11 protein-coding genes are annotated in these 14,277 nt (G+C 66.7%); 9 read left to right on the plus strand and 2 right to left on the minus strand.

Annotated elements, in window-relative coordinates; genetic code table 11:
- Positions 1-104: 104 nt before the first annotated feature.
- Entirely contained in the window at positions 105-1,547 is a 1,443-nt protein-coding gene (gene ppsR / locus LW840_RS15990) for a transcriptional regulator PpsR (protein WP_291267081.1), read from the minus strand.
- A complete protein-coding gene (locus LW840_RS15995) occupies positions 1,513-2,397 on the minus strand; it encodes a cobalamin-dependent protein (RefSeq protein ID WP_291267082.1) in 885 nt (294 codons plus the stop codon). Before LW840_RS15995 ends, ppsR begins: the two co-directional genes overlap by 35 nt.
- Positions 2,398-2,744: 347 nt before the next feature.
- Between LW840_RS15995 and bchF the strand changes: the two genes are divergently transcribed.
- The 9 genes from bchF to LW840_RS16040 all read left to right on the plus strand — a co-directional run.
- Positions 2,745-3,233, plus strand: a complete 489-nt coding sequence (gene bchF / locus LW840_RS16000) for a 2-vinyl bacteriochlorophyllide hydratase (RefSeq protein ID WP_343213844.1) — start codon at positions 2,745-2,747, stop codon at positions 3,231-3,233.
- Positions 3,230-4,483, plus strand: a complete 1,254-nt coding sequence (locus tag LW840_RS16005) for a ferredoxin:protochlorophyllide reductase (ATP-dependent) subunit N (protein ID WP_291267083.1) — start codon at positions 3,230-3,232, stop codon at positions 4,481-4,483. The genes bchF and LW840_RS16005 overlap by 4 nt, the downstream gene beginning before the upstream one ends.
- Positions 4,484-4,490: 7 nt before the next feature.
- Positions 4,491-6,233 (plus strand): ferredoxin:protochlorophyllide reductase (ATP-dependent) subunit B, encoded by a 1,743-nt coding sequence (gene bchB / locus LW840_RS16010; protein WP_291277358.1) that lies wholly within the window; start codon positions 4,491-4,493, stop codon positions 6,231-6,233.
- Positions 6,223-10,050: a magnesium chelatase subunit H gene (locus tag LW840_RS16015; RefSeq protein WP_291277359.1), complete on the plus strand. Its 3,828-nt coding sequence runs from the start codon at positions 6,223-6,225 to the stop codon at positions 10,048-10,050. The genes bchB and LW840_RS16015 overlap by 11 nt, the downstream gene beginning before the upstream one ends.
- Before the next feature lie 45 nt (positions 10,051-10,095).
- Positions 10,096-10,983 (plus strand): ferredoxin:protochlorophyllide reductase (ATP-dependent) iron-sulfur ATP-binding protein, encoded by an 888-nt coding sequence (gene bchL, locus LW840_RS16020; protein WP_291262558.1) that lies wholly within the window; start codon positions 10,096-10,098, stop codon positions 10,981-10,983.
- Positions 10,983-11,783 carry a magnesium protoporphyrin IX methyltransferase gene (gene bchM, locus LW840_RS16025; RefSeq protein WP_291277360.1) on the plus strand — a complete coding sequence of 267 codons (801 nt, stop codon included), beginning with the start codon at positions 10,983-10,985 and terminating at the stop codon, positions 11,781-11,783. Before bchL ends, bchM begins: the two co-directional genes overlap by 1 nt.
- Before the next feature lie 42 nt (positions 11,784-11,825).
- Positions 11,826-12,149: a hypothetical protein gene (locus LW840_RS16030; RefSeq protein ID WP_291277361.1), complete on the plus strand. Its 324-nt coding sequence runs from the start codon at positions 11,826-11,828 to the stop codon at positions 12,147-12,149.
- A gap of 42 nt (positions 12,150-12,191) precedes the next feature.
- On the plus strand, positions 12,192-13,244 hold the full coding sequence (acsF, locus tag LW840_RS16035; protein ID WP_345780911.1) for a magnesium-protoporphyrin IX monomethyl ester (oxidative) cyclase: 1,053 nt from the start codon (positions 12,192-12,194) through the stop codon (positions 13,242-13,244).
- A 28-nt stretch (positions 13,245-13,272) separates the two neighbouring features.
- A partial coding sequence (locus tag LW840_RS16040; protein WP_291277363.1) for a BCD family MFS transporter occupies positions 13,273-14,277 on the plus strand: 1,005 nt, incomplete at its 3' end.

Raw genomic sequence — 14,277 nt, forward strand, 5'->3', positions numbered from 1 at the left:
CAGTTTAGTTGACAGTGACCGTATGCGACAGAGCCCGCTTGACGTTTCCGCCTAATGGAAGGGCTCAGGGAAGTCCGGCTGCGCCGGTGGGGGCGGCGGTGTCGCTAGCCGCTCACATCCTCTTCCCGGTCGCCACCGGGGCTCACCAGTCGATGTCTTCGCAACTTCACGTACAGGCTCTGCCGGCTCACCCCCAACACCTCGGCCGCCGACGTCCGGTTGTCGTTGGTGAGCTCGAGGGCGGCTTCGATGAAATGTCGTTCCACCAGGTCCACCGTGTCGCGCACCAGGTCGCGCAGCGACACGCGCCCCACGAGCGACGTGAGCTCTTCCACGGCGCGGGTGAGGTCGCGGGCACCTTGCGGGCCACTGGCCAGCCGCCGGCCGATATCGCGAATGGTGAAGCCGATGCACGGCTCCTCCCCTTCGGGCACCCAGACCGCCGACACCTCGACCTCGGATTGGTTGCCGTGGAGGCCGCGCGCGGAGGTCGCCATGAGCCGCACCACACCGTTCTTCCGCAGCATGCTGGTGAACACCGGAAAGTCGGCGCCGGGGCGTCCGATGTAGGTGGCCAGCGGGGTACCGCGCACCTGCTCTTCGCTCGCCAGCTCCGTGATATCGAGGAACGCCCGATTGGCCGTCAGGATGACGCCCTCGAGATCGGTCACCACGAACGCATCGGGGGAGCGCTCGAGCAGGTCGAGCAGCCGCGAGGGCGAGTTGGCGCCGCTGCCGCCGCCCGCCGGCAACTCCGCCGGCGAAAAGCGCACGAGGAGCAGCGTCGCCTGCTCCTGTCGGAAGCAGGACGCGGACGCGTGGACCGCCCGCCCGCCATGCAGCGTGAGGCCAATGTCGCCCGACCGGCCGGCACTGCGCGCGGCTCCCAGCAGATCCTCGAGCGCCCGCGCCGCCGTGGCATCCATGCCCAGCGGAAAGACGCGGCCGATCAGCCGGTCGGTAGGTTCGCCAAAGAGCTGTCCCGCGGCGGCGTTGGCGTCGAGCACCTTGAGGTTGGTCGCGTCGAGCACGAGAATGCCGTCGCTCGCCAACTGAAAGAGCAGGCGGTAGCGCGTTTCCACATGACGCAGGCGCCAGTAGTCACGCTCCATCGCCTGCTGGGCTTCCACCAGCCGCTGCTGCAGCGCCGACACGTGTCGCATGTCGCGCCCCACCGCCACGAGGCTGCCGTCACGCCCGAGCTTGATCGTGGTGTACGACACGGGCACGTCCATGACGTCGCCCATGAGGTGATTCACCTGGCGGCGCTTCGACACTCCCTGATGGATCGCTTCCTTGAGCAGCGTGTCGATCTTGCCGCGCGAGTCGCCCGACACGGTCTCGTTCCACGGCCGGCCGATCCACTGGGTGGCGGTATCGAACTGCGTGTCCCCGCCGCCCATGAGGGCCACGTCGCGGATGACGCCGGCCCCATCCATGACAAGCGCAATGTCCCCGGCCACCGCAAGCAATGAGGCAGCCGAGCGGGCATCGAGCTCGCCGATGGCGGGGTTATTCGCGTCGAAGGGCTTCACGGAACTGGCCATACTCGCCAAGCCCCTCCGTCCGATGCGCTTCCGGCAGTCCCGCCCGCGCCGCCGTCAGCAAGGAACGCGCAATGGCCGGTGCCTGACGGGCATCCGACGCGATCGCGTTGGCACCGACCTGATCGGCCAGTGACGGATCGTCGGCGAACAGCTGTCCGCCAACCATGACCTGCACGTTCGTGTTGCGCGAGGCCTGCTTGAGCCGGCGGATATCGCGACGCAGGACGGACAGGCGACTTTCCGTGCCGACCGAGAAGCCGATCACGTCGTACCACTCCGTGGCGACCATCGACAGCAGGTCACTTTCCGTCCACGGCGCGCCCACGAGCACCCGCCACCCGTCGCGCAGCAGGAACTCGCCCACCATGATGATGCCCAACGTGTGCTGCTCGCCCGGCACGCAGGTGAGCAGAATGTTGCCCACCGGCTCCGCATGCCCCGACTCGGCCAGGAACACCTGCGACAAGTCACGCAGCAGCCGCTGCATGCGTCCGAGCGCCACCGTCACCTCGACGAAATCGCACTCGTCGTTGTCCCACATGTCGCCCAGCCGGCGGGCAGAGGGGGCCAACAGATCGAGATAGACCGCCTCCACCGTGGCCCCTTCGGCGAGGACGGTGCGCACGAACTGCGCCCCGCGGCCGTCGTCCGGGCTGCGCACGGCCGCCACGAACGCCTGCACGTCCCCTTCCGAAAGCACGCGGGCGGCGGCCGCCGCCATGGCCGGCGAAACCGGCCCCACGCGGTGGCTCGTCATCAGGCGCGGCACGAGTTCGTTCTGGATGGTCCGCTCGAGGCGCTCGAGGCGCTCGAGCCGCTCACTGCGGCGCTGCGAAGTAAGGTGGTCCATGGCATCGGGGTGGGATCCCGGGCCTCGAGTCACCGTGGGGAAGCCGATGGCAGCTGGCTGGAGAGGCGCGCCGGTCATGACGCGAGGACTCCTTGGCGCAATGGCGTGGTGAGATGGGCCCTGGTGTGCGGGCACACCATAACGAAAGCACGGCGATTATGGTACCACATGGTCCAGTTGTCAAGAAAAGTGTACGTCAATTCTTCTTGACAACTACCCGGTCCGATCACACCTTCTGCTCATCTGGGCAGCGAACCCCCGGAAGAGACGGCTAGATGACTGTTGTGCCCCATCCCAAGACGGCCGCGACTCCAGCGGCCGCCGATCCTCGCGCGTCGGCACCCACCGTGCGCACGGGTCTGTATACGCCGGAAGAGCGGAAGCGCCGCGACGAGACCAAGTGGACACTCGTGCAGGGAATCCTTGCACCCGTCCAGTTTCTCGTCATGGGCGTGTCCGTGTTCCTGGTGCTGCGCTACCTCCGGACCGGACAGGGACTCGAGGCGGCCCACCTCTCCATTGTCGTGAAGACGCTCGTGCTGTACACCATCATGGTGACCGGCGCGATTTGGGAGAAGGTGGTGTTCGGCCAGTACCTGTTCCACGAGTCCTTCTTCTGGGAAGACGTGGTCAGCTTCTTCGTGATTGGCCAGCACACGGCCTATCTCGTGGGGCTGTATCTGGCGTGGGATCCCCGCTTCCTGATGTGGATGGCGCTGGTGGCCTACGCCGCCTACACCGTGAACGCCATCCAATTCATCCTCAAGCTCCGTGCCGCGCGGCTGCAGGAAGCCGCGGAAAAGGCCGCCCGGGCTGTCGAGGTGCAGGTCGCATGAGCACGGCCGTCGAGCTGCCCGTCATCCGCGAGCGTGGTCAGCGCGAGGTCTTCTGCGGCCTGACCGGCATTGTCTGGCTGCATCGCAAGATGCAGGACGCCTTCTTTCTGGTGGTGGGGTCGCGCACCTGCGCCCACCTGGTGCAGTCGGCGGCCGGCGTCATGATCTTCGCCGAGCCGCGCTTTGCCACCGCCATCCTCAGTGAACGGGATCTGGCCGGCCTCGCCGACGCCAACGACGAACTCGATCGGGTGGTGCAGCAGCTGCTCTCGCGGCGTCCCGACATCACCACCCTCTTTCTGGTGGGTTCCTGCCCGTCGGAAGTGATCAAGCTCGATCTGGCGCGCGCGGCCGAACGCCTCAACGGCCAGTTCATGCCGCGCGTGCGCATCCTCAACTACAGCGGCAGCGGCATCGAAACCACCTTCACGCAGGGGGAAGACGCCTGCCTGCGCAGCATGGTGCCGCACCTGCCGGAGAGCCGCACGACCGAGCCGTCGCTGCTCGTGGTCGGCACCGTGGCCGACGTGGTCGAAGACCAGTTCGCGCGCATGTTTGCCAAGCTCGGGGTGGGGCCCGTGCACTTCTTCCCGCCCCGGCGGGCTCGCGAGCTGCCGCCCATTGGCCCCAATACGCGCATCCTCCTCGCGCAACCGTTTCTCGGCGACACCGCGCGCGCGCTGGTGGCTCGCGGAGCCACGCTGTTGCCGGCGCTGTATCCCTTCGGTGTCGAAGGGACCACCGCCTGGCTGCGTGCCGCGGCCGACGCCTGGGGCGTGAACCCGGCGCACTTCGACAGCAGTGTGGCCCCCAATGCCGAGCGGGCGCGTGTGGCGCTTTCGCGCTATCGCGCGCAGCTCGAGGGCAAGCGGTTGTTCATGTTCCCCGATTCCCAGCTCGAGATCCCGCTTGCCCGCTTCCTGTACGAGGAGTGCGGCATGGCGCTCGTCGAGGTGGGCACGCCGTACCTCGACAAGCTGCTCATCGACGCCGAGCTGTCTCGTCTGCCCGCCACGGCGCAGGTGAGTGAAGGGCAGGACGTGGAAAAGCAGCTCGACCGGTGTCGCGAGGCGCACCCCGATCTCACCGTGTGCGGTCTGGGGCTCGCCAATCCGCTCGAGGCCGAGGGGCTGCGCACGAAGTGGTCCATCGAACTGGTCTTCTCTCCTGTGCACGGCTACGAACAGGCCGGCGATCTGGCCGAACTCTTTGCGCGCCCGCTCGATCGGGCGCAGCGACTCGCGGTGTGAGGCGGCCATGGAACTGACGCTCTGGACGTACGAAGGTCCGCCGCATGTGGGGGCAATGCGTATCGCCACCTCCATGAAGGGCGTGCACTATGTCTTGCACGCTCCTCAGGGCGATACCTACGCCGACTTGCTCTTCACCATGATCGAGCGGCGTGATCGCCGCCCGCCCGTCACGTACACCACGTTCCAGGCGCGCGATCTGGGTGGCGATACGGCGGAGCTGGTGAAGACGTCGGTGCGTGAGGCGTATGAGCGGTTCAAGCCCGATGCCCTGCTGGTGGGCGAATCGTGCACGGCCGAACTCATTCAGGATCAACCGGGCTCACTGGCGCAGGGGATGTCGCTGCCGGTGCCGGTCGTGCCGCTCGAACTGCCGGCCTACAGCAAGAAGGAAAACTGGGGGGCCAGCGAGACGTTCTATCATCTCGTGCGCGCCCTGCTGCAGCCCATGGCCCCGCCGCCTGGCACGACGCGTGAGCCGGTGCGGGAGGTGGTGCGCCGGGAGAACCGGCGTCCGCGCGCCAATCTGCTGGGCGCCACGGCGCTGGGCTTCCGCAACCGCGACGACGTTCGGGAAATCACGCGGTTGCTGCACGACCTCGGGGTGGACGTGCACGTCTGCGCGCCGCACAACGCCACGGTGGCCGACATCCGGCGCATCCCCGAGGCGGACTTCAACATCGTGCTCTACCCGGAGGTGGCCGACACCACGGCGCGGTGGCTCGAGAAGACGTTCCGCATGCCCACCGTGAAGACGGTCCCCATCGGCGTGCTGGCCACCCGCGAGTTCGTGCAGGAGATCGGCACGGTCACCGGCCTCGACGTGCAGCCGCTGCTCGACCACGAGCGCGCCGGCACGGCACAGGTGGATGCGAGCCGCTCGCTGCTGCCCTGGTACTCACGGTCGGTGGACAGCACGTACCTCACCGGCAAGCGGGTCTTCGTTTTCGGCGACGCCACGCACGTGCTGGCAGCGGCGCGCATCGCGCGCGACGAACTCGGCTTCCAGGTGGTGGGCATCGGTACGTATTCGCGCGAATTCGCGCGGCCGGTGCGCGAATATGCCGCCAGCATCGGCGTCGAGGCGCTCATCTCCGATGACTACCTGGCGGTGGAGCAGCGGGTGAGCGAACTGGCGCCCGAACTGGTGCTCGGCACGCAGATGGAGCGCCACATCGCCAAGCGCCTTGGAGTGCCCTGCGCGGTGATCTCGGCCCCCATCCACGTGCAGGACGTGCCGGCGCGGCACTCGCCGCAGATGGGCTTCGAAGGCGCCAACGTGATCTTCGACACGTGGGTGCATCCGCTCATGATGGGGCTCGAGGAACACCTGCTGCACATGTTCCGCGACGACTTCGAGTTCGGCGACGGAACCTCGCCGTCGCATCTGCACAACGCGGCGCCCAAGGCGGTGCCGGCGACCGGGCCGGGTCGGACATCCCCCGATGCGTCGGCCACCTCCTTCTCCACCGCCACGCCCGCCGGGACCCACGAGATCGTGGTGCCCGAGGCGGCGAGTGCCGTGGGGCTTACCGAGGAAGAGGGCGAAGCGCCCGCCCCGTCATCCGCCCAGCCCGCACCGGTGACGAGCACGCAGTGGCTGCCACCGGCAGAGGCGGAACTCAAGAAGATTCCGTTTTTCGTGCGCGGCAAGGCGCGCCGCAACACCGAACGGTATGCCCTCGAGCACGGGATCGCCGAGATCACCGTGGATACCCTGTACGACGCCAAGGCATTCTATGGCCGCTGACACTCGCACTCCCGAAATGCGCGTCTGCATCACGACGCTGGATGCTCACCTGGCCGACGCGTTCGAACGCGCCAAGCAGGGACTCAAAAGCATCCCGGGATTGCACGTGTCCATGCACATCGCGGCCGACTTCGGCACCGATCCCACGGCCGCCGAACGCGCGCGTCAGGACATCGCGAAAGCCAACATCGTGGTGTGCACGCAGCTGTTTCAGGAGGAGTACGCCAACGAGGTGCTCCCCGCCGTGCTCGCGCGCCGTGCCGAGGCCGATGCGGTGCTCTGCGCGCTGTGCACGCCGGAACTCGTGAAGTGCACCCGGTTGGGCAAGTTCGACATGTCCGGCGGCGAAAGCCGGTCGCCCTTCTCCCCCATCTCGCTGCTCAAGAAGCTCCGTGGGTCGCGAGGCGACGGCAAGAGCAGTGGCGAGCGGCAGATGAGCGCCCTGCGCACGCTCCCCAACCTGCTCAAGTTCATTCCGGGCACGGCGCAGGACGTGCGGGCGTATCTGTTGCTCATCCAGTACTGGCTCGCCGGCAGCGACGAGAACATCGAACAGATGATCCGCTACGCCGTCGATCGCTACGCCGCCGGCCCGCGGGCGAAGTTCAGGGGCGCGCTCAAGCCCGCGCAGCCGGTCACCTATCCCGAAGTGGGACTCTGGCACCCGGCGCTCCCCAATCGCGGCATCACCGAGGCGCTTGCGGCGCTCCCCGCCAAGGCGCAGCACCGCGGGACGGTAGGGCTGCTGGTGGGGCGTTCGTACCTGCTCGCCGGCAACGTCGCGCACTATGCCGCGGTGGTGGACGCGCTCGAGGCGCGGGGACTCAAGGTGGTGGCCGGCTTCTCGTCGGCGCTCGATGCGCGCCCCGCGATCAGCAAGTACTTCGTGGATGCGCGCGGACACGCCACCATCGATGCCATGATCAACCTCACCGGCTTCTCGCTGGTGGGCGGACCGGCCTACAACGATTCGGTCGCGGCGCAGGCGGTGCTCAAGCAGCTCGACGTCCCGTACCTCACCCTGCAGACACTCGAGTTCCAGACGATCGAGGAGTGGCAGCGCGATGCGCGCGGGCTCAACCCGCTGCAGGCCACGCTGCAGATCGCCATTCCCGAACTCGATGGGGCCATCGTGCCCACGGTGTACGGGGGCAAGGGGCAGCCGGTGGAAGGCAAGCCAGCCGCCTCCGAGCCCATCCCGGAGCGCATCGAGCGCGTGGCGGAACGGGTGAGCCGGCTGGTGACGCTGCGCCGGAAGGCGCGGGGCGAGCGCAAGGTCGCCATCATCCTGTTCAACTTCCCGCCCAACGCCGGCAACACCGGCTCGGCGGCGTATCTCGCCGTCTTCCCGTCGCTGCAGCGGGTGCTCGCCGAAATGAAGGAGGCGGGGTACACCGTCGACCTGCCCGGCAGCGTGGATGAGTTGCGGGAGCGTATCACGCAGGGCAATCGCGAGCAGTTCGGCGCGCCGGCCAACGTGCACACGCGCATCCCCGTGGACGATCACGTGCGGCGCGAGAAGTATCTGAAGGAAATCGAGAAGACGTGGGGCCCCGCTCCCGGCCGACAGCTCGCCGACGGGCAGAGCATCCAGGTCATGGGCGCCATGTTCGGCAACGTGTTCGTGGGGGTGCAGCCCAGCTTCGGTTGGGAGGGTGACCCCATGCGCCTGCTCTTCGAGGGCGGGTTCGCCCCGACGCATGCCTTCAGTGCCTTCTATCGCTGGCTCAAGGAGGACTACCGGGCCGACGCGGTGCTGCACTTCGGGACGCACGGCGCGCTCGAGTTCATGCCCGGCAAGCAGTCGGGACTCGATGCCACCTGCTGGCCGGAACGCCTCATTGGCGACCTGCCCAATGTGTACCTGTATGCCTCCAACAACTCGTCGGAAGGCACGCTCGCCAAGCGTCGTGGCAACGCCACGCTGGTGTCGTACCTCACGCCGCCGGTGAGCAACGCCGGGCTCTATCGGGGTCTGGCCGATCTCAAGACGAGTCTCGATCGGTGGCGGCAGATGGACAGCGGCCGGGCGGCAGATGCCGACCAGCTGCGCACGCTCGTGCAGCAGCAGGCGGCGGCGGTGGAGCTGGCGAAGGCCGAGCCGGCATGGACGCCCGAGGAAACCGACGCGCGCATCGCCGAGATCCGCGAACGGCTGCTGGAACTGGAGTACAGCCTCATCCCCACCGGGCTGCACGTGGTGGGTGAGCCCATGACGGCCGAGGCACGCGTCGAAATGCTCATCGAGATGGCGCGCTCCGGACGTCCCGAGGTGGAGTTGCCGAGCATCGGGGAAACGGTGCTGGCGGGGCACGGCGACAAACGCACCGATGATGTGCAGGGTGCGGCGGTGGAAGCGGTCGTGCGGGCCGCGGTGCAGGCGCTCGTGGAGCAGGGCGACCTCCGGGCGGCGCAGCAGGCCGGGCGCGCCGAGGCCAAAGCGCACGGCCTGCGGCTCAACAACGACCAGCAGTTCGATCAGCATCTCGCGCTGCTGGCCGGCTACGACGCGGCGCTGCGCGAAGACCGTGAAGTGGACGGCGTCCTGCGCGCGCTCGACGTGCGCTACGTGGAGCCGGCGCCGGGCGGTGACCTGTTGCGCAATCCGCAGGTGCTGCCGTCGGGGCGCAACATCTACGGCTTCGATCCGTATCGCGTGCCCAGTGCCGCGGCCATGCTCGAAGGGCGGGGACGCGCCGAGCAGCTGCTGGTCAAGCACCGGCAGGAAACCGGGGAGTTCCCCGAGACGGTCGCCGTGGTGCTCTGGGGCACCGACAACATGAAGAGCGAAGGCACCCCGCTGGCGCAGGTCATGGCGATGATGGGCGTGGTGCCGCGCTTCGACAGCGTGGGGCGCCTCACGGGGGCCCGCTTGCTGCCGCTCGACAGCCTCGGTCGGCCGCGCGTGGATGTGGTCATCACGCTGTCCGGCATCTTCCGCGACCTGCTGCCGCTGCAGGTGAAGCTGCTCGCCGAAGCGTCGCTGCTGTGCGCGAAGGCGGAGGAAGATCCCGAGAGGAACTACATCCGCAAGCACGTGCTGGAGACGATGCGCGACACCGGCTGCACGTTGGAGCAGGCCTCGCTGCGCGTCTTCTCCAATGCCGACGGCGCCTACGGGTCGAACGTCAACCTGCTCATCGAGACGGGCAAGTGGCAGGATGAGAACGAACTGGCCGACCTGTTCGTGCAGCGCAAGGGCTTTGCCTATGGTCCCGATGGCAAGCCGCAATCGCAGTCGGCGCTCATGAAGCGCGCCCTCGGCAAGGCCACGCTGTCGTTCCAGGGGCTCGATTCCGTGGACCTCGGCGCCACCGACATCGACCAGTACGTGGAGTCGCTCGGCGGCATGACGCGCGTCATTGCCCAGCAGAACGATGGCAAGGCGCCCGCCGTGTACGTGGGTGACTACGGGCAGGGGCAGGGCAAGGTGCGCACGCTCAAGGAGCAGGTGGAGCTGGAATCGCGCACCAAGATGCTCAACCCCAAGTGGTACGAGGCGCAGATCCAGTACGGCTACGAAGGCGTGCGCAACATCACCGGCCATCTCACCACCACCCTCGGCTGGTCGGCGACCGGCGGCAAGGGGACGGTGCCGCAGTGGGTGTACGCCGAGGCCAGCAAGACCTTCGTACTGGACGAGGAGATGCGGAAGCGCATCGCCGATGCCAATCCGGATGCGGCGCTGGGCATTGCACAGCGTCTGCTGGAAGCGAACGACCGCGGGTACTGGCAACCTGATGACGCCACGCTGGAGGCGTTGCGGGATGCGGCGGCGGATCTGGAAGATCGCCTTGAAGGTGTGTACGCGGCATAACCTGTAGCACCCCCACTCCCCAACGGGTAACGCAGCATGGCAACAATGAAACTCCCCATCGTGGACGCGCTCGGCGACGGCGACGGCTCCCTGCAGGTCCATCTGGACGAGAACCAGAAGATCGAGGGGGCGCTCGTCATTGCCGTGTATGGCAAGGGCGGCATCGGCAAGAGCACCACGTCGAGCAACCTGTCGGCGGCGTTCTCGAAGCTGGGGAAGCGCGTCCTGCAGATCGGGTGCGACCCGAAGCACGACAGCACGTTCACGCTCACGAAGAAGATGGTGCCCACCGTCATCGACGTGCTCGAAAGCGTGGACTTCCATGCCGAGGAGCTGCGGCCGGAAGACTTCATGTTCGAGGGCTTCAACGGCGTGCAGTGCATCGAGGCCGGCGGCCCACCGGCGGGGACCGGCTGTGGCGGGTACGTGACCGGCCAGACGGTGAAGCTGCTCAAGGAGCATCACCTGCTCGAGGACACCGACGTGGTGATCTTCGATGTGCTGGGGGACGTGGTGTGCGGCGGATTCGCGGCCCCGCTCCAGCACGCGCACTACTGCCTCATCGTCACCGCCAACGACTTCGACTCGATCTTCGCCATGAACCGCATCATTGCGGCCATTCAGGCGAAGTCCAAGAACTACAAGGTGCGACTGGGCGGCGTGGTGGCGAACCGCTCGCGCGAGACGAACGAGATCGACCGCTTCAACGCCGCGGTCGGCCTCAAGACCATGGCGCACTTCCAGGATGTGGACGCCATCCGGCGCAGCCGGCTCAAGAAGTGCACGATTTTCGAGATGGAGCCCACCGAGGACGTGGTGAAGGTACAGCACGAGTACCTCGAGCTGGCGCGCAAGATGCTCGAGGATGTGGTGCCGCTCCCAGCGGCACCGCTCAAGGATCGCGAAATCTTCGACCTCTTGGGATTCGACTGATGGCTCCGACCGTGAACAACTCCCCGACTCCAGGTCCGTCGTTCGAGGGAACGCCGCTTGGGGGTTCGCACGCCGCATCGGTGTCGTACCGCGAGCGGCGGGCCTGGATCGGGGAGTATTTCGACCGCACCGCCGCCGACGCCTGGAAAGCCCTCACCTCCGATGCGCCGGTGTCCCGCGTGCGCGCCACGGTGCGCGCCGGCCGGGACCGCATGCGCCACACGCTGCTCACGTGGTTGCCCCCTGATCTGCATGGCAAGCGGGTGCTCGACGCCGGCTGTGGCACCGGGACGGCCTCGATCGAGCTGGCTCAACGGGGGGCCGAGGTAGTGGCCATCGATCTCTCCCCCACGCTCGTGCAGCACGCGCAGGAGCGGGCGGAGGAGGTGGGGATCGACGACATCGATTTCCGCTCCGGGGACATGCTCGACCCGTCGCTCGGGCACTTTGATTACGTGGTGGCCATGGATTCCATCATCCACTACGAACTGGAAGACATGGTGAAGGCGCTGGCCACGCTGGCGCCGCGGGTGAACGAACGCATGCTCATCACCGTGGCGCCGCGCACCCCCATGCTCACGGTGATGCGCGCCGTGGGGAAGCTCTTCCCGCGCTCCGACCGTTCCCCGTCCATCGTCCCGGTGTCCGAGAACGCGTTCCGCAAGGCGCTCGCCGCCGAGCCGGTCCTTGACAGCTGGGGGATGGTGGGCACCAGACTCATTGAATCCGGGTTTTACCGATCGATGGCGATCAATCTGCAACACGCCACGCTGGGTGCCCGTGGCACGCGGCGGGGCTGACCGACACATGCCGAAGCACCGGGAGGACGCAGGATGGACGTGATGACATGGGGGCTGGTGGCTGCCGCCGCCGTGGGGGGAGGGGTCTGGTATGCGGCGTCGCGCAAGAGCGAGGTGCCGTGCACGGTCGACCTGGAGATGACCCACGACCATTTCCACGCCCACGTGGATCTGAAGGGGGTGGAGGTCGATCCCGGCGACGAGGTGCTGGTGCGCAACACGCCCAACCGGATCGCGTTTGGCACGACCACCACGTTCGAATCGAGCGCCGAAGTGAAGCGCGCGAGCTGGCTCAAGCGCCAGATCGTGAAGCTCACCGGCGGCACCGAAATTCACGAACTCTACGAAGTCGGCTTCGAAGGCTGATCAGACATGTACTCCACCGAGACTGACGTACCCGTTCGCGCGATGAAGCCGGTGAACGAAACGACGAAGGCGGCCCAGCAGGACGCCATCCTCAACCCGCGCTTCTACACCACCAATTTCGCCGAAATCGACGCCCTCAAGATCACGCCGGAGAACCGGCGGATGTGGGATGAGATTCTCGCGGAGTTCCGGCGCGATCCCAACAAGGATCACTTCAAGCGCAACGCCGAGTTCGACCAGGACTTCTCCGACATGGACCCGGCGCTGCGTGAGCAGTTCATCGAGTTCCTCACGTCGTCGGTGACGGCCGAATTCTCGGGGTGCATCCTGTACGCCGAGATCAAGAAGCGCATCAAGAACCCCGACGTGCGCGAACTGTTCGGCTTCATGAGCCGCGACGAGGGACGCCACGCGGGCTTCATCAACCACACGCTGAACGATTTCAACGTGGCGGTCGATCTGAGCTTCCTGACGAAATCCAAGAAGTACACGTACTTCCAGCCCAAGTTCATCTACTACGCCACGTACCTGTCGGAAAAGATCGGCTACGCGCGCTATGTCACCATTTATCGCAACTTCGAGAAGCAGCCGGACAAGCGGTTCCATCCGATCTTCAAGTGGTTCGAGAACTGGTGTCTCGACGAATTCCGCCACGGGGAGGCGTTCGCGGTGCTCATGCGCTCGAATCCGCAGTTCCTCGAAGGGGTGAACAAGCTGTGGATCCGTTTCTTCCTGCTGGCCGTCTTCTGCACCATGTACGTGCGCGACCACGCCCGGAAGCCGTTCTTCGACTTCATGGGCATCAACGTCGACGAGTACGATCGCAGCGTGATCACGCTCACGAACCTCATTAGCCGGCAGGTGTTCCCCGACACCATCGACACGGAGAGCGAGGCGTTCTGGGGGCTCATGCACAAGATGTGGCTCAACACCGACGCCATGCGGAAGGCCGAAGCGCAGGGCGGCGGGGTGTTCACGAAGATCAAGGTGACGGCCCTCAAGGTCTCCAACGGGCTGACGTTCCTGCGCCTGTTCCTGCAAACGCCGCACCGTCAGCCGCTGCCGGCCGACGTGCGCATGCAGCCGGTGTGGTGATGTCGGCGCGAAAACCGGGAGTGGCGTGATGGCGTCCGCATCCGATCGGATCGTCAACGTCTGGCGCAACGTGGGCAGTCAGTACCTGCCGTTCGCCGACGTGGCCACGAACGACGTCCCGCTGTCCCGCCTCATGCGGCTGTCGCTGTTCCAGCTGTCGGTGGGGATGGTGCAGACGTTGTTCGTGGGCACGCTCAACCGCGTGATGATTCTCGAACTCGGGGTGCCCGCGTCGCTGGTGGCGATCATGCTCGCCATCCCGCTACTCGTTGCGCCCTTCCGTGCCCTGGTCGGCTTCAAGTCGGACACGCACAAGAGCATTCTGGGGTGGAAGCGGGTGCCTTACTTGTGGTTGGGCACTCAGATGCAGTTCGGCGGGTTGGCCATCATGCCCTTCGCGCTCCTCGTGCTGTCGGAAGGGGGCGGCCGCGCCCCGCTCTGGGTGGCCTATGCCGGGACCGGCCTGGCCTTTCTGCTGGTGGGCGCCGGTGCGCACACCACGCAGACGGCGGGGCTGGCGCTCGCCACCGACATCGTGGATGAGGACAAACGGCCGCGCGTCATCGCGCTCATGTACCTCATGATGCTCATGGGGACGCTGGTGAGCGCCCTGGTGCTGGAACGGCTGCTGCAGGGCTTCACGCCATTCAAGCTCATCCAGGTCATTCAGGGCACGGCCGTGTTCACGGTGGTGTGCAACGCCTTCTCGCTCTGGAAACAGGAAGTGCGGGTGCGTGGCGTCGTGGAATACCAGAAGGGGGAACGGCGTCCGATGTTCCGCGATGCCTGGCGCACCTTCAGTGAAGGGGGCCAGGCGGTGCGCCTGCTGTTGGCGTCGGGGCTCGGGTTCTTTGCCTTCAACCTGCAGGACGTGCTGCTCGAGCCGTATGGTGGGGAAATCCTCAAGTTCACCGTGGCCGAAACGACGGCGCTCACGGCCATCATGGCCTTCGGCGCGGTCATTGCCTTCGCCTGGTCGGCCAACGTCATGCGGGCCAACACCGATCCCATCAAGCTGGCGTCACACGGGGCG

This window comes from Gemmatimonas sp., from assembly GCF_021298855.1.
Taxonomy (GTDB): domain Bacteria; phylum Gemmatimonadota; class Gemmatimonadetes; order Gemmatimonadales; family Gemmatimonadaceae; genus Gemmatimonas.